This is a genomic window from Acidovorax sp. Root267, from assembly GCF_001429215.1.
Lineage (GTDB): Bacteria > Pseudomonadota > Gammaproteobacteria > Burkholderiales > Burkholderiaceae_C > Acidovorax > Acidovorax radicis.
Map to the genome: position 1 here is coordinate 235,077 of NZ_LMJC01000001.1, position 16,395 is coordinate 251,471.

The 16,395-nt window shown below is 60.8% G+C and carries 16 protein-coding genes and 1 tRNA gene; all 17 read right to left on the minus strand.

Going from position 1 to position 16,395, the window contains the following annotated elements:
• Positions 1-5 precede the first annotated feature (5 nt).
• Complete coding sequence (gene nuoL, locus ASE39_RS00975) at positions 6-2,054, minus strand: NADH-quinone oxidoreductase subunit L (protein ID WP_158004230.1); 2,049 nt, start codon at positions 2,052-2,054, stop codon at positions 6-8.
• 31 nt (positions 2,055-2,085) lie between these two features.
• Complete coding sequence (gene nuoK / locus ASE39_RS00980) at positions 2,086-2,394, minus strand: NADH-quinone oxidoreductase subunit NuoK (protein WP_005793248.1); 309 nt, start codon at positions 2,392-2,394, stop codon at positions 2,086-2,088.
• Entirely contained in the window at positions 2,391-3,059 is a 669-nt protein-coding gene (locus tag ASE39_RS00985; RefSeq protein WP_057269917.1) for an NADH-quinone oxidoreductase subunit J, read from the minus strand. Before ASE39_RS00985 ends, nuoK begins: the two co-directional genes overlap by 4 nt.
• 50 nt (positions 3,060-3,109) lie before the next feature.
• Complete coding sequence (gene nuoI / locus ASE39_RS00990; protein ID WP_010463942.1) at positions 3,110-3,622, minus strand: NADH-quinone oxidoreductase subunit NuoI; 513 nt, start codon at positions 3,620-3,622, stop codon at positions 3,110-3,112.
• A gap of 12 nt (positions 3,623-3,634) precedes the next feature.
• Positions 3,635-4,717, minus strand: coding sequence for an NADH-quinone oxidoreductase subunit NuoH (gene nuoH / locus ASE39_RS00995; protein WP_057269918.1), 1,083 nt, complete (start codon positions 4,715-4,717; stop codon positions 3,635-3,637).
• Positions 4,714-6,858: an NADH-quinone oxidoreductase subunit NuoG gene (gene nuoG, locus ASE39_RS01000; RefSeq protein WP_057269919.1), complete on the minus strand. Its 2,145-nt coding sequence runs from the start codon at positions 6,856-6,858 to the stop codon at positions 4,714-4,716. The genes nuoH and nuoG overlap by 4 nt, the downstream gene beginning before the upstream one ends.
• A 14-nt stretch (positions 6,859-6,872) precedes the next feature.
• Positions 6,873-8,228, minus strand: a complete 1,356-nt coding sequence (gene nuoF, locus ASE39_RS01005; protein WP_010463939.1) for an NADH-quinone oxidoreductase subunit NuoF — start codon at positions 8,226-8,228, stop codon at positions 6,873-6,875.
• Entirely contained in the window at positions 8,225-8,734 is a 510-nt protein-coding gene (gene nuoE, locus ASE39_RS01010) for an NADH-quinone oxidoreductase subunit NuoE (protein ID WP_010463938.1), read from the minus strand. The genes nuoF and nuoE overlap by 4 nt, the downstream gene beginning before the upstream one ends.
• On the minus strand, positions 8,731-9,984 hold the full coding sequence (locus ASE39_RS01015) for an NADH-quinone oxidoreductase subunit D (RefSeq protein WP_057269920.1): 1,254 nt from the start codon (positions 9,982-9,984) through the stop codon (positions 8,731-8,733). Before ASE39_RS01015 ends, nuoE begins: the two co-directional genes overlap by 4 nt.
• A gap of 27 nt (positions 9,985-10,011) precedes the next feature.
• Positions 10,012-10,620 (minus strand): NADH-quinone oxidoreductase subunit C, encoded by a 609-nt coding sequence (locus ASE39_RS01020; protein WP_057270288.1) that lies wholly within the window; start codon positions 10,618-10,620, stop codon positions 10,012-10,014.
• Positions 10,621-10,630: 10 nt separating this feature from the next.
• On the minus strand, positions 10,631-11,110 hold the full coding sequence (locus ASE39_RS01025; RefSeq protein ID WP_007849129.1) for an NADH-quinone oxidoreductase subunit B: 480 nt from the start codon (positions 11,108-11,110) through the stop codon (positions 10,631-10,633).
• 24 nt (positions 11,111-11,134) lie between these two features.
• Positions 11,135-11,494 (minus strand): NADH-quinone oxidoreductase subunit A, encoded by a 360-nt coding sequence (locus ASE39_RS01030; RefSeq protein WP_010463935.1) that lies wholly within the window; start codon positions 11,492-11,494, stop codon positions 11,135-11,137.
• Positions 11,495-11,567: 73 nt separating this feature from the next.
• Positions 11,568-11,652 (minus strand) — tRNA-Leu (locus tag ASE39_RS01035).
• Positions 11,653-11,766: 114 nt separating this feature from the next.
• On the minus strand, positions 11,767-12,129 hold the full coding sequence (secG, locus tag ASE39_RS01040) for a preprotein translocase subunit SecG (protein ID WP_010463934.1): 363 nt from the start codon (positions 12,127-12,129) through the stop codon (positions 11,767-11,769).
• A 39-nt stretch (positions 12,130-12,168) separates the two neighbouring features.
• Positions 12,169-12,918 carry a triose-phosphate isomerase gene (gene tpiA / locus ASE39_RS01045; protein WP_057269921.1) on the minus strand — a complete coding sequence of 250 codons (750 nt, stop codon included), beginning with the start codon at positions 12,916-12,918 and terminating at the stop codon, positions 12,169-12,171.
• Positions 12,919-12,920: 2 nt separating this feature from the next.
• On the minus strand, positions 12,921-13,907 hold the full coding sequence (locus tag ASE39_RS01050) for an NAD(P)H-quinone oxidoreductase (protein WP_057269922.1): 987 nt from the start codon (positions 13,905-13,907) through the stop codon (positions 12,921-12,923).
• Positions 13,908-14,006: 99 nt separating this feature from the next.
• Positions 14,007-16,253 (minus strand): polyribonucleotide nucleotidyltransferase, encoded by a 2,247-nt coding sequence (gene pnp / locus ASE39_RS01055; protein ID WP_057269923.1) that lies wholly within the window; start codon positions 16,251-16,253, stop codon positions 14,007-14,009.
• Between the last annotated feature and the right edge of the window lie 142 nt (positions 16,254-16,395).

The window sequence follows — 16,395 nt, forward strand, 5'->3', positions numbered from 1 at the left end:
TTTCCTTATTTGATGAGCTGCAAGAGAGCGTCGCCCCAGACAAACCAGGTCATCAGTGCGAAGACACCCAGGATCATCACCAGCGCGTAGTGGAAGATAAAGCCCGACTGCATCCAGCGCACGATGCCGGAAACCCCTCGTACCGCCTTCCATGACCCATTCACGAGAGCGCCGTCGATGATGGCTTGGTCGCCAACCTTCCACAGGCCAACCCCCAGAGCACGTGCACCACGGGCCAGGATGTTCTCGTTGATCCAGTCGAGGTAGTACTTGTTCTCGAACAGCGTGTAGATCGGCATGCAGGTGCGCTTGATCGCAGCAGGCAAGGCCGGGTTCACCATGTACATGTAGTACGACAGGGCCACACCAGCCGCCGCCAGCCAGAATGGTGCGGTCTGAAGCCCGTGCAGGGCCATCGCCACCGGGCCGTGGAAGATCTCCGCCAGCTTGGCCATCGCAGGGTGTTTGACCGCATCGACAAAGATCACGCCCTTGAAAAAGTCGCCGAACAGCATGGGCTGGATGAACATGAAACCCACGACCACCGATGGAATGGCCAGCAGCACCAGGGGCACCGTCACCACCCATGGAGACTCGTGCGGCTCATGGTGATCGTCATGGCCGTGGCCATGGTCGTCGTGGTGCGCATCATGGTGTGCGTCGGGGTTCTGGTCGAACCGTTCCTTGCCGTGGAAGACCAGGAAGTACATGCGGAACGAGTAGAACGCCGTAATGAACACGCCTGCGAGCACGGCAAAGTGTGCAAAACCGGCTGCGGGCAGGTGGCTGAAATGCACCGCCTCGATGATGCTGTCCTTGGAGTAGAAACCCGCGAACAGGGGCGTGCCGATCAGTGCGAGCGAACCCAGCAGCGACGTGATCCAGGTGATGGGCATGTACTTGCGCACGCCACCCATCCAGCGGATGTCCTGGTTGTGGTGCATACCCATGATGACCGAACCTGCCCCCAGGAACAGCAGCGCCTTGAAGAACGCGTGGGTCATCAGGTGGAACACGGCCACCGAGTATGCCGATGCCCCCAAGGCCACGGTCATGTAGCCAAGCTGCGAGAGCGTCGAATAAGCCACCACACGCTTGATGTCGTTCTGGATGATGCCCAGGAAGCCCATGAACAGCGCCGTGATGGAACCGATGATCAGGATGAAATTGAGCGCGGTGTCCGACAGCTCAAACAGCGGCGACATGCGCGACACCATGAAGATGCCGGCAGTCACCATGGTGGCCGCGTGGATCAGTGCCGAGATGGGGGTTGGGCCTTCCATCGAATCGGGCAGCCACACGTGCAACGGGAACTGGGCGGACTTGCCCATCGCGCCGATGAACAGGCAGATGCAGATGACGGTGATCAGCATCCAGTCGGTGCCCGGGAACGGCAGACCGCCCAGTTCGCCAGCCTTGGCGAAGATCTCGCTGTAGTTGAGCGTGCCGGTGTAGGCCGCGATCAGACCGATGCCCAGGATAAAGCCGAAGTCGCCCACGCGGTTGACCAGGAAGGCCTTCATGTTGGCGAAGATCGCCGTGGGCTTGTTGAACCAGAAGCCGATCAGCAGGTAGGAAACCAGGCCCACGGCTTCCCAGCCGAAGAACAGCTGCAGCAGGTTGTTGCTCATGACGAGCATGAGCATGGAGAACGTGAACAGGGAGATGTAGGCAAAGAAACGGTTGTAGCCGTCGTCTTCCTCCATGTAGCCGATGGTGTAGATGTGCACCATCAGCGACACGAAGGTCACGACCACCATCATCATGGCGGTGAGGCTGTCGATCAGGAAACCGACCTCCATATTGAGGCCGCCCACCACCATCCAGGTGTAGAGCGTCTCGTTGAAGCGGGCACCGTCCAGCGCCACGCTCTTGAGCGTCATCGCAGACAGCACGAACGCGACCAGCACGCCCAGGATGGTGAGGGTGTGGGAAAGTCGGCGACCGATCCAGTTACCACCGAAGGTCGTGCCGAAAATACCGGCCAGCAATGCGCCCGCCAGCGGTGCCAGCGGCACGGCCAGGAGCGTTGAAGCAGAGAGGGTTTGACTCATTCTTGAGAACCTTGGGAATGCTGGCGACCCATCAACCCTTGAGGGTGTTGAGGTCTTCCGCGTTGATGCTGGACTTGTTGCGGAACAGGAGCACCAGGATGGCCAGACCGATGGCCGACTCGGCAGCTGCCACTGTCAGGATGAAGAACACGAACACCTGGCCATGCATGTCGCCCAGGTAGTGCGAGAACGCCACGAAGTTCATGTTGACCGCCAGCAGCATCAACTCGATCGCCATCAGCAGCACAATCAGATTCTTGCGGTTCAGAAAGATGCCGATCACGGCCAGCGCGAACAGCATCGCGCCCAGCGAGAGGAAATGGCCCAAAGTCAGCGTCATGCTTTTTTCTCCTCGGCAGCGGTCTCAGCCGGTGTTTCGTCCACCGCCTTCTGGGTCGCGGCAACTTTCACCACTTCCAGACGGTCCGCAGCGCGCACGCGGATCTGCAAGGAAGGATTGATGGCCTTGCTATCCTTGCGCTGGCGCAGAGTCAGAGCGATGGCAGCGATCATGGCCACCAGCAGGATCACGGCTGCGATTTCCACCGGATAGAGGTATTCGGTGTAAAGCAGCTTGCCCAGTGCCTTGGTGTTTGAGTACTGCACCACGTGACCTGCAGCATCCACTGCCGTAGCGACGGCCTTTGGCTCGTCCATGCCACGGAAACCGCCCATCAGCACAGCGGCCATTTCCAGCGCAATCAAGGCACCCACGGTAGCAGCGAGGGGAAAGTGCTTCCAGAAACCCTTGCGCACCGTATCGATGTGGATGTCCAACATCATCACGACGAACAGGAAGAGCACCATCACTGCGCCCAAGTACACCAATACAAGGGCAATGGCCAGAAACTCGGCTTTGAGCAACAACCAAACTGCGGCCGCCTGTGAGAACGCGAGGATGAGATAGAGCACGGCATGCACAGGATTGCGCGCGGTGATGACCCGGAAGGCTGCAAACAGCAGCACCACCGAGAAGAGATAGAAGAAACCAGTCTTGGCGTCCATGAATCGGGTCTTTATAGAAAGTCTGGCAAAGAGGCTGAACCAGGCACCGCTCAGCGGTACTTGGCATCTGCAGCCTTGGCTGCCGCGATTTCACCTTCGTACCGGTCACCCACGGCCAGGAGCATGTCCTTCGTGAAATACAGATCGCCACGCTTCTCGCCGTGGTACTCAAAGATGTGCGTCTCCACGATGGAATCCACCGGGCAGCTTTCCTCGCAGAAACCGCAAAAGATGCACTTGGTCAGATCAATGTCATAGCGCGTGGTGCGGCGGGAGCCATCGGCACGCACGTCCGATTCAATCGTGATCGCCATGGCGGGGCAAACCGCCTCGCACAGCTTGCAGGCGATGCAGCGCTCTTCACCATTGTCGTAACGGCGCAGGGCATGCAGGCCGCGAAAGCGCGGCGACAAGGGTGTCTTCTCTTCGGGGAACTGCACGGTCACCTTGCGGCGAAAGGCGTAGCGGCCCGTCAGGGCCATGCCCTTGAGCAGCTCCACGAGCATGAAGCTCTTGAAGAAATCCTTGAACGAGAAAGGTGCAGCAGCAGCAACAGCAGTCATGTGTGTCCCCGCTTATTTCCAGATGTTCCACGGCGAGAGCAACCACCCGCCGACGATGAGCAGCCACACCAGGGTGACCGGAATGAAGATCTTCCAGCCCAGACGCATGATCTGGTCATAGCGAAAGCGCGGGAAGGTGGCGCGGATCCAGATGAACATGGACACCACGACGAAGGTCTTGATGCCGAGCCAGATCCAGCCTGGAATCCAGTTGAACAGCACGCTGTCGATGGGCGACAGCCAGCCGCCCAGGAACATCAGCGCCGCCAGGATGGACACCAGCCACATGCTGGCGTATTCGGCCAGGAAAAACACGGCGAAACCCATGCCCGAGTACTCGACCATGTGGCCGGCCACGATTTCGGCTTCACCCTCAACCACGTCGAAGGGGTGGCGGTTGGTTTCAGCCACGCCGGAGATCAGGTACACCAGAAAGATGGGCAGCAGCGGCAGCCAGTTCCAGGACAGGAATACCAGGCCCTTGTCTGCGGCCATGCCACGGGACTGGGACATCACGATTTCGGTCAGGTTCATGCTGCCCGAGACCATGATCACCACCAGGAAGCAGAAGCCCATGGCGATTTCGTAGCTCACCATCTGCGCCGAGGCGCGCAGTGCGCCCAAGAAGGCGTACTTGGAGTTCGATGCCCAGCCGGCGATGATCACGCCATAGACTTCGATGGAGGTAATCGCCATCACCAAGAGCAAACCGGCATTGACGTTGGCCAGCGCGACATCGGGACCGAAGGGGATCGCGACCCATGCGGCAAGCGCCGGCATGATCGCCATGATGGGACCCAATACAAACAGACCCTTGCTGGCCGCCGTAGGCTGGATGATTTCCTTGGTCAGCAGCTTCAGAGCGTCTGCAATCGGTTGCAGCAAGCCGAGTGGACCAACCCGGTTGGGACCATGGCGCACCTGCATGAAGCCGAGCAGCTTGCGCTCCCACAGCGTGAGGTAGGCCACTGCGCCCATCAGAGGAGCCAAAATGCAGACGATCTTGATCAAAATCCAGAGCACGGGCCAGACAACGCCGGTCCACCAGCCAAAGGAAAGCAGGTTCAGGCCCGCGTTGTAGATCGCGTCGATCATGCGGCGACTCCTTCACGTGCCGTGCGCGCATCGGCGGTGAGCTGCAGCGACGTGGAACGGCGCACGAGGCCGTCGAGTTGATAGATGGAAGCGACCACAGGCTCGCAGGCGGTTGCCGTGGCTGCTGCGGCCGCAGCAGGCACCGCAGTCACCAGGTTCGACAGCTGTTCAGCAGGCACTTGCGTGACGGTACCGGCCGCGGCGTTGGTGGCGCGTGCCAGCACGTCTTGCGAGGTCTCGAAGTCGAAACCGGACACACCCAGCAGGTTGGCCAGCACGCGCAGGACCTTCCACGCAGGGCGGGTATCGCCCAGGGGGCGCACCACCGCATGGAAGCTCTGCAGGCGGCCTTCGGCGTTGATGAAGCTGCCGGAGGTTTCGGTGAAGGGAGCAATTGGCAACAGAACGTCACTGAACTCCAGGTTGGCCTTGAAGGGGCTCAAGGTCACCACCATCTCTGCACCAGACAGCGCAGCAGCAGCGTTGGCACCTGCCGCCGAGTCATGGACCGGCTCGGTGTTGAGCAGCACAGCCGCCTTCAGTCCACCCGAGAGCATCTGACCCGCATTCAATCCACCGTTCACAGGATGAGCACCCGCAAACTGCGCGCCCACCGTGTTGGCGGCTTCCGTAAGGTAGCCCACCGAGGCACCCGTGTGCTCGCCGATCCAGTTGGCCAACGACAGCAATTGCGTGGCCTGCGCATGGTGCGCTGCGGCGTTGCCCAGCAGCACGGCTTTGCGCTCACCGCCGAGCAGCGCGCGGGCGATGGCCTGGGTGGCGTCGTCGTAGGCTGCAGCGCCCTGAGGAGCGGTCACGCCCTTTTCCTGTGCCACTGCAGAGGCGATGCCGCCGAGTGTCTGCACCCATTCGCTGGCGCTTTGCGCAACGAACGACGACACAGGCATGGCCCAGTCGTGGGCCACAGAGCCCACAGCCGTGACCTGGCAGCCATGGCGGGCAGCCTGTCGGATGCGCTGCGCGAACAGCGGATGGTCCTTGCGCAGGTTGGAGCCCACCACCAGCACGCGTTGCAGCGTGGACAGGGAAGCGATGGACGTACCCAGCCAACGGATGCCTTCGGGTGCAGCGAACTCGGCATTGCGCAGGCGGTAGTCGATGTTGTCGCTGCCAATGCCGCGCACCAGCGCACTGGCCAGGTACAGCTCTTCGACCGTGCTGTGCGGGCTCACCAGAGCGCCGATGCTCTTGGCACCGTGGTCGTTCTTGATGTTCTTGAGGCCATTGGCCACGTACTCGAGCGCAGTCTGCCAGTCGACTTCCTTCCACACCCCGCCCTGCTTGAGCATGGGCTGGGTCAGGCGTTCGTCGCTGTTGAGCGATTCGTAGGAGAAACGGTCACGGTCGGCGATCCAGCATTCGTTGACGGCTTCGTTCTCCAGCGGCACGACACGCATGACCTTGTGGTTCTTGACCTGAACGATCAGGTTGGCGCCGGTGGAGTCGTGCGGGCTGACCGAGCGGCGGCGCGACAGCTCCCAGGTACGGGCGCTGTAGCGGAACGGCTTGCTGGTCAAGGCACCCACGGGGCAGATGTCGATCATGTTGCCCGAAAGCTCTGAATCTACCGTGTCACCAGTCACCGTGGTGATTTCGGAATGCTCGCCGCGATGGATCATGCCCAACTCCATCACCCCAGCCACCTCCTGGCCAAAGCGCACGCAGCGGGTGCAGTGAATGCAGCGACTCATTTCCTGCATGGAAATCAGCGGCCCCACATCCTTGACGGGCACCACGCGCTTTTCTTCCTCATAGCGCGAGGAAGATCCGCCATAGCCGACGGCCAGATCCTGCAGCTGGCACTCGCCACCCTGGTCACAGATGGGGCAGTCCAACGGATGATTGATCAGCAAAAATTCCATGACCGACTGCTGGGCCTTGATGGCCTTGTCGCTCTTGGTGCGCACGATCATGCCCTGCGTCACCGGCGTGGCGCAGGCAGGCATGGGCTTGGGTGCCTTTTCCACATCCACCAGGCACATGCGGCAGTTGGCGGCAATCGAAAGCTTCTTGTGGTAGCAGAAATGTGGAATGTAGGTGCCCGCCTTCTCGGCTGCATGCATCACCATGCAGCCTTCGGCGACTTCCACTTTCTGACCGTCCAGTTCAATTTCAACCATATGTCTTCTCGCGATCAGGCGGAGGTCGCAGCCTGGGAGGCGTTGTTCCGGATCAGTGCTTCAAACTCGGGACGGAAATGCTTGATCATGGCGCGCACCGGCATCGCGGCAGCGTCGCCCAGCGCGCAGATCGTCCGGCCCTGGATGTTGTCTGCCACCGAATTAAGCAGGTCCAGGTCACCCGTGCGGCCCTGGTTGTGCTGGATGCGGTCGATCACGCGCCACATCCAGCCGGTGCCTTCCCGGCAGGGCGTGCACTGGCCACAGGATTCGTGCGAATAGAAGTACGACAGGCGCAGCAGGCTTTCGACCATGCTGCGGGAGTCGTCCATCACGATCACGGCGCCCGAGCCCAGCATGGAGCCGGCCTTGGCGATGGAGTCGTAGTCCAGCGTGCATTCCATGATGATGGAAGCTGGCAGCACCGGAGAGGACGAGCCACCAGGGATCACCGCCTTGAGCTGGCGCCCCTTGCGCACGCCACCGGCCAGTTCGAGCAGCTTGGCGAAGGGCGTGCCCATCGGTACTTCATAGTTGCCAGGCTTTTCCACGTCGCCCGAGACCGAGAAGATCTTGGTGCCGCCGTTGTTGGGCTTGCCACACTCCAGGTACGCCGCACCGCCATTGCGGATGATCCACGGCACGGCCGCGAAGGTCTCGGTGTTGTTGATGGTGGTGGGCTTGCCGTACAAACCGAAGCTTGCGGGGAACGGTGGCTTGAAGCGCGGCTGGCCCTTCTTGCCTTCCAGCGACTCAAGCAGCGCGGTCTCTTCGCCACAGATGTAGGCGCCGAAACCGTGCGCTGCGTGCAGCTGGAAGCTGAAGTTGCTGCCCAGGATCTTGTCGCCCAGGTAGCCCGCTGCGCGTGCTTCTTCGAGCGCTTCTTCGAAGCGGTCGTAGGTCTGGAAGATTTCGCCGTGGATGTAGTTGTAGCCCACGGAGATGCCCATCGCGTAGGCCGCAATGATCATGCCTTCGATGACGATGTGCGGGTTGAACTGCAGGATGTCGCGGTCCTTGCAGGTGCCAGGCTCGCCTTCATCGGAGTTGCACACCAGGTACTTCTGGCCAGGGAACGAGCGGGGCATGAAGCTCCACTTGAGGCCCGTCGGAAAGCCCGCGCCGCCGCGGCCGCGCAGACCCGATTCCTTGACGGTGGCAATGACCTGGTCCTGCGTCAGCGGCTCGCTGCCGTCGGTACCCAGGATCTTGCGCAGCGCGGCGTAGCCGCCGCGCGCTTCGTAGTCCTTGATGCTCCAGTTCGTGCCGTCCAGGCCCGCATAGATCTGCGGGTTGATGTGGCGGTCGTGGAAGCAGGTCTGGACGCCGGTGGCCTGGAACTGCGAGAGGATCTGTGCTGCGGTGGTCATGCTTGCCCTTCCGCAGCCTTGAGGCCATCGACCAGCTGGTCGAGCTTGTCGTTGTCCATGAAGCTGCACATGGTGCGGTCGTTGACCAGCATCACGGGCGCGTCGGCGCAGGCACCCAGGCACTCGCACTGCTGCAGCGTGAACAGGCCGTCCGGCGTGGTCCCGCCCATAGTCACGCCGAGCTTCTTCTCGAGGTGGTGCAACGCCTTCTGGCCGTCGCGCAGCTGGCAAGGCAGGTTCGTACACACGTTGAGCTTGTACTTGCCGGTAGGCTGCTGGTTGTACATGTTGTAGAAAGTGGTGACTTCGTGCACCGCGATCTGGGCCATGCCCAGGTATTCGGCGATCACGGCCTCGCTCTCGACGCTGACCCAGCCCTGCTCCTGCTGCACGATAGACAGGCAGGCCATCACGGCAGACTGCGCTTGCTCGGGCGGGTACTTGGCCACTTCGCGCGCAAAGCGCGCCAGCGTGGCTTCGGTGATCTTGGTATTGCTGCTGCTCATCGGTCGATCTCCCCGAACACGATATCCATGGTGCCGATGATGGCCACGGCGTCGGCGATCATGTGGCCGCGCGCCATTTCATCGAGAGTGGCCAGGTGCGCAAAGCCGGGCGCACGGATCTTCAGGCGGTAGGGCTTGTTGGCGCCGTCGCTGACCAGGTAGATGCCGAACTCGCCCTTGGGATGCTCGACGGCAGCGTAGGCCTCGCCTTCTGGCACGTGGAAACCTTCGGTGAAGAGCTTGAAATGGTGGATAAGCTCCTCCATGTTCGCCTTCATGGATTCACGATCGGGCGCAGCCACCTTGTGGTTGTCGGTAATGACAGGACCCGGATTGGCGCGCAGCCAGTTCACGCACTGCTTGATGATGCGGTTGGACTCGCGCATCTCCTGCACGCGCACGAGGTAGCGGTCATAGCAATCACCCGTCTTGCCGACTGGCACGTCGAAGTCCATGCGATCGTAGACGTCGTAGGGCTGCGTCTTGCGCAGGTCCCATGCAATGCCGGAGCCCCGCAGCATGGGGCCGGTCATGCCCAGATTCAGTGCACGCTCGGGGGGCACCACGCCGATGCCCACGGTGCGCTGCTTCCAGATACGGTTGTCAGTGAGCAGGGTTTCGTACTCGTCCACACAGGCCGGGAAGCGCTGCGTAAAGTCGTCGATAAAGTCGAGCATGGAACCTTGGCGGTTCTGGTTCATGGCCTCGAGGGCCTTGGCGTTCTTGATCTTGCTGACCTTGTACTGCGGCATGGAATCCGGCAGGTCACGGTAGACGCCACCCGGACGGAAGTACGCCGCGTGCATGCGCGCGCCGGAGACGGCTTCGTACATGTCGAACAGGTCTTCACGCTCGCGGAAGGTGTAGATCAGGATGGTGGAGCTACCGCAATCGTTGCCGTGCGAACCAAGCCACATCAGGTGGTTCAGCAGGCGCGTGATTTCGGAGAACATCACACGGATGTACTGGGCGCGGATAGGCACTTCCAGGCCCAGCAGCTTTTCGATGGCCAGGCAGTAGGCGTGCTCGTTGCACATCATGGACACGTAGTCCAGACGGTCCATGTAGGGCAGCGACTGGATGTAGGTCTTGTGCTCGGCCAGCTTCTCCGTGGCACGGTGCAGGAGGCCGATGTGCGGGTCAGCGCGTTGGACGACTTCGCCATCGAGCTCGAGCACCAGACGCAACACGCCGTGCGCGGCAGGGTGCTGCGGCCCGAAGTTGAGGGAATAGTTTTTGATTTCAGCCATGGTGGATCACGTGGGACGCAGGGCGCCTTAGTGCAGGCCTCCGTACTTGTCTTCGCGGATGATGCGCGGCGTGATCTCGCGCGGCTCGATCGACACCGGCTCGTAGACCACCCGGCGCTGCTCTGCGTCGTAGCGCATCTCGACATGGCCGGACAGCGGGAAGTCCTTGCGGAAGGGATGGCCGATGAAGCCGTAGTCGGTCAGGATGCGGCGCAGGTCGTTGTGACCGTCGAACACGATGCCAAACAAGTCAAACGCCTCACGCTCGTACCAGTTGGCCGAGTTCCACAGATCAGCAACCGAAGCCACCACCGGGAAGTCGTCGTCGGCACAGAACACCTTGACGCGCACACGCTGATTCAGACTCACGGACAACAGGTGCGACACCACGCAATAGCGCGCCCCCTCGTTCACCGCATCGGCATATGCAGAATAGTCCACTCCGCACAAATCAATCAGTTGTTCGAAACGACAACCCTCTGCATCGCGCAGCAAGCGCATGGCCTCCAGGTAGTCGGCCGCAGAAACCACCAAGGTGACCTCATCCAAAGCCACCGTGATCTGGCGCACCTTTGCACCCAGCGCCGCAGCAATGTTGTCTTTGAGTTTTTCGGGGCGAATGGCAACAGCAGTCATCATCAACCCTTCAGACGCGCGCAATGGTATTGGTACGACGAATCTTCTGCTGCAGCTGAATGATCCCGTAGATCAGCGCCTCCGCCGTGGGAGGGCAGCCTGGGACATACACATCCACAGGCACGATACGGTCACAGCCGCGCACCACAGAGTAGCTGTAATGGTAATAACCACCACCATTGGCACACGAGCCCATAGACAGAACCCAACGTGGTTCGGACATCTGGTCGTACACCTTGCGCAGCGCGGGTGCCATCTTGTTGCACAGCGTGCCAGCAACAATCATCAGATCCGACTGACGAGGACTGGCACGAAACACCTCCGCACCAAAGCGCCCGATGTCATAGCGCGCTGCAGCAGCATGCATCATTTCAACGGCACAGCACGCTAGGCCAAATGTCATCGGCCACAGGGAACCGGTCTTGGCCCAATTCACCACGGAGTCATAGCTCGTGGTGATGAAGCCTTCCTTCATCACGCCTTCAATCATTGCATCATCCTTGTTGAGGCTCGCTCACTCCCAATCCAGGGCACCCTTTTTCCACTCGTAGGCAAAACCCACAACCAGGATGGCCAGGAAAATCACGACCGCCACAAAACCAGCGATCCCAACCTCATGCAGCGTCACCGCCCACGGGAAAAGAAACGCGATTTCGAGATCGAACAGAATGAAGAGAATGGCCACGAGGTAGTAGCGCACATCAAACTTCATGCGCGCATCCTCGAAGGCTTCAAAGCCACATTCGTAGGGAGAGTTCTTTGCGGCATCCGGGCGGTTGGGACCCAGTATGTAGCCGAGCGCAAGGGGGACAACGCCTACGGCGATGCCGACCAAGATGAACAAAAGGACGGGGAGGTACTGATCGAGGTTCATCTTGAGGATGTGCTCACCGCTGTGGCCTTGCCCGTCAGGACCCAAGCCGGGTCATGCAGGCAGGCCTTTGTTTTGGTGCCGTCGGCGAGACTCGAACTCGCACAGCTTTCGCCACTACCCCCTCAAGATAGCGTGTCTACCAATTTCACCACGACGGCTGATTTTTGCATCTGGATGGCATGAGGAACCTTGCGGTTTTGGCTTTCCAGACAATCCAGAATTCTACTCCGGAAAAACCCTGCTTCGGCTCCCGGAACCCAATTTAGTGCAGATTATTTGGTGGGGATCTGAGCAGCACCCGATGCAGGCACCGCAGGTGCTACTGAGGCGTCCGACGCCGATCCGGCGGGTACGGCTGCGGCCGGAGTTTCCAACACACTGCCCGAACTGGTAGGACGCGCATTGCCAAAGTAAGCCAAGGCCAGCGTTGCCACAAAAAATACCGCAGCCAGTACCGCCGTGGTGCGCGACAGGAAGTTGGCACTACCGCTGGCACCAAACAAACTCCCGGAACTGCCACTGCCAAACGCCGCCCCCATGTCAGCACCCTTGCCGTGCTGAATCAGAATCAAGCCAATCATCCCCAAAGCCGTCAGCATCTGTACAGCCAAAACCACATTCACGATCACGTTCATTCTCTGTTCACTCCTGATTGAATAGTTTGAAGGGCCGCCTCAAGAGGCGGCCGCAATAATTTGCAGGAAATCGGACACCTTCAACGATGCGCCCCCGACAAGGCCGCCATCGATGTCCGGCTGGGCAAGCAGTTGGGCCGCATTGGCCGCATTCATGCTGCCACCGTAAAGCAGGCGGATTCGATCCGCATGCTCGCTGGCCGCTGAAAGTTGCGAGCGCAGCACAGCATGCACTTCCTGCGCCTGCTCGGGCGACGCGGTACGGCCAGTGCCAATGGCCCAGACCGGCTCGTACGCCACCACTACTTCGCTGATGCAGTGCCCATTGAGGTGAATCACCGCTGCCAACTGGCGCTTGACCACAGCCTCGGTCTGGCCTGTTTCACGCTCCTGCAGCGTTTCACCCACACAGACGATGGGCGTGATGCCAGCCGCCAGTGCGCGCTGCGCTTTCTCGGCGACCACCACATCGGTCTCACCATGGTATTGGCGGCGCTCTGAATGCCCCACCAACACGTAGCGCACACCCAAGTCCTTCAACATGGAGGCCGACACCTCACCGGTGTATGCCCCCACCTCGTGCGGCGATACATCCTGGGCAGCCACAGCCACCACAGATCCAACCGTGGAAGCCTGCACCTGCGCTATGTAAGGCGCCGGCACAGCAACGGCCACATCACAAACCGCGTCAGCCAACCCCGCCATGATGCCTTTCAGCAAAGCATCGTTGGCAACCAGGCTGCCGTTCATCTTCCAGTTGCCTGCGATGAGTTTTTTCTTGCTTTTCATGATCACCACGTCAAAACAATTTTGCCAATGTGCTGGTTCGACTCCATCAGCGCATGGGCCTTGGCAGCCTCTGCCACCACAAACGTGCTGTGGATGACTGGCCGCACACGCCCCGCCACCAGCAGAGGCCACACATGCTCTCGCAGTGCACGAGCAATGGCCCCCTTGAATGCCACAGAGCGCGGGCGCAAGGTAGACCCAGTGATGGTCAACCGTCTGCGCAGCACCAGCCCCGCGTTGAAATCGCTCTTGACCCCACCCTGCACCGCAATGATGACAAGGCGGCCATCTTCAGCCAGACACTCCACCTCGCGTGCCACATAGTCCCCGGCAACCATATCCAGCACCACGTCCACGCCTTTGCCTTGTGTGATGCGCTTGGTTTCTGCCACAAAGTCCTGTGACTTGTAATGGATGGCATGGTGGGCACCCAACTGCAGACATGCGGCGCATTTCTCGTCGCTGCCCGCCGTCGCAATGACCGTCGCGCCAAAGGCGTGTGCCAGTTGCACAGCAGTCACACCAATACCGCTGGTGCCACCTTGCACAAGCAGGCTTTCTCCCGCCTGCAGGCGCCCCCGGTCGAACACGTTGCTCCACACGGTGAAGAACGTCTCCGGCAGCGAGGCCGCCTCCACGTCGCTGAAGCCCTCAGGCACCGGCAAACACTGCAAGACCGGTGCCACACACCACTCAGCATAGCCACCACCCGCCACCAGCGCACAAACGCGGTCGCCCACCCGAATGCCCGCCTCGGCCATGGCCAAAGCGTCACCCGACTCCACCACCCCCGCAACCTCCAGACCCGGCAGATCCGAGGTGCCCGGCGGTGGGGCATAGTGCCCCATCCGCTGGAGCACATCGGGGCGGTTGATGCCACTGGCAGCAACGCGAATCAGCAACTCACCAATGCCCGGTTGCGGCACGGGCCGCTCACCCAGGCGCAACACTTCAGGCCCACCAAAGGATGTGATCTCGACTGCGCGCATGTTGCGACTCCTCGGAGAATTAGGTATTTGAGTGATTTTGGCCGGTAGCGCTCAATCTAAAAGCGCAAGCAGCTACAAAATCAATAGCAAATAACCCAATCAACCGACGATCTGCCCGGAACCGTTTTCCGAAGGCTGCGATTGCTGTTGCTGTTGCTGGTCCGCTGGCTGACGACCACCGTCACGGCCGTGGTCGCGGCGTGGCTCACGATCACCGCGCTCGGCAGGCGCAGGGCGATCACTACCGCCGGCGGGGCGCTCGGCCAGCACCTTCATCGACAGCTTGACGCGACCCTTTTCATCAGTCTCCATGACCTTGACCTTCACGATCTGGCCCTCGGTGAGATAGTCACCCACACGCTCGACACGCTCGTGGGCGATCTGGCTGATGTGCAGCAGGCCGTCCTTGCCGGGGAGCAGGTTGATCAATGCACCGAAGTCCAGGATTTTCGTCACAGGGCCTTCGTAGATCTTGCCGATCTCGACTTCAGCCGTGATCTGCTCGATGCGCTTCTTGGCTTCGTCGGCCTTGGCCGCATCGGTCGCGGCGATGGTGATCGTGCCGTCTTCCTCGATGTTGATCTGGCAGCCAGTTTCTTCGGTCAGCGCTCGGATCACGGCGCCGCCCTTGCCGATCACGTCACGGATCTTCTCGGGGTTGATCTTCATCGTGTAGAGCTTGGGCGCGAAGTTCGACACCTCGGTCTTGGCTTCGCCCATGGCCTCTTGCATCTTGCCCAGAATGTGCATGCGCGCCTCCTTGGCCTGGGCCAGTGCAACTTGCATGATTTCCTTGGTGATGCCCTGGATCTTGATGTCCATCTGCAGCGCCGTGATGCCACCCGTGGTACCGGCCACCTTGAAGTCCATGTCACCCAGGTGATCCTCATCGCCCAAGATATCGGTCAGCACGGCAAAGCGGTTGGCATCCTTGATCAGACCCATGGCGATACCCGCCACGTGCGCCTTCATGGGCACGCCAGCATCCATCAGCGACAGGCAGCCGCCGCACACCGAAGCCATCGACGACGAGCCGTTGGATTCGGTGATTTCGGACACCACGCGCATGGTGTAGGGGAATTCTTCCTTCGTCGGCAACACGGCAATCAGAGCGCGCTTGGCCAGACGGCCGTGGCCAATTTCGCGGCGCTTGGTCGAACCCATGCGACCCACTTCGCCGGTGGCAAAGGGAGGCATGTTGTAGTGCATCATGAAGCGGTCTTCGTACTCGCCAGCCAGGGCGTCGATGCGCTGGGCATCGCGCTCCGTGCCCAGCGTGGTCACCACCAGCGCCTGGGTTTCGCCCCGCGTGAACAACGAAGAACCGTGGGCACGGGGCAGCACGCTGCCGCGGATCTCAATGGGGCGCACGGTGCGTGTATCACGGCCATCGATGCGGGGCTCGCCGGCCAGGATCTGGCTGCGCACGATGCCGGCTTCGATGTCGAACAACATGCCTTCAACCTTGACAGCGTCGAATTCGACACCATCGGCCTTCAGCGCAGCCATCACCGCCGCGTAGGCTTCGCGGCAAGCTTGGGTACGGGCTTGCTTGTTACGGATCTGGTAGGCAGCGCGCAGCTTGTCGTCGGCCAGTGCCACCACCTTGGCGATGAGGGCTTCGTCCTTGGCGGGGGCTTCCCACTGCCACACGGGCTTGCCGGCTTCACGCACCAGTTCGTGGATGGCGTTGATGGCCACATTGCCTTGCTCATGGCCAAACACCACGGCGCCGAGCATGATTTCTTCAGACAGCTGCTGGGCTTCGGATTCGACCATCAGTACAGCAGCTTCGGTACCAGCCACCACCAGATCCATCTGCGAGTTCTTGCGCGCAGTCTGGCCGGGGTTCAGCACGTATTCGCCGTTGATGTAGCCCACGCGCGCGGCGCCAATGGGACCGTTGAACGGAATGCCGGAGATGGCCAGGGCTGCACTGGTGGCAATCAAAGCGGCGATGTCAGCGTCCACTTCGGGGTTCAGCGACACCGTGTGAATCACCACGTGCACTTCGTTGAAGAAGCCTTCAGGGAACAGCGGACGGATCGGACGGTCGATCAGGCGGCTGGTCAGGGTTTCGTGCTCGCTGGGCTTGGCTTCGCGCTTGAAGAAGCTGCCGGGGATCTTGCCTGCGGCGTACGTCTTCTCGATGTAGTCCACCGTCAGGGGGAAGAAGTCCTGGCCGGGCTTGGCACCCTTTGAGGCAACCACGGTGGCCAACACCACGGTGTCGTCAATATTCACCAGCACGGCGCCGGAGGCTTGGCGGGCGATTTCGCCCGTTTCCATGATGACGGTCTTGTCACCCCATTGGAAGGTCTTGGTGACTTTGTTGAAAATGCTCATGTTCAGCTCCTGTTTTAATAGCTGGTAGCGCGCTACCAGATTGGTCTGGAGGGCAATTCAGAACACGATGCCATTCCAGTGGAACTGCCTGCCAGCGCGTGGCAACAACCCCATTGGAATGACACAGCTTCGCTCCGTTTTG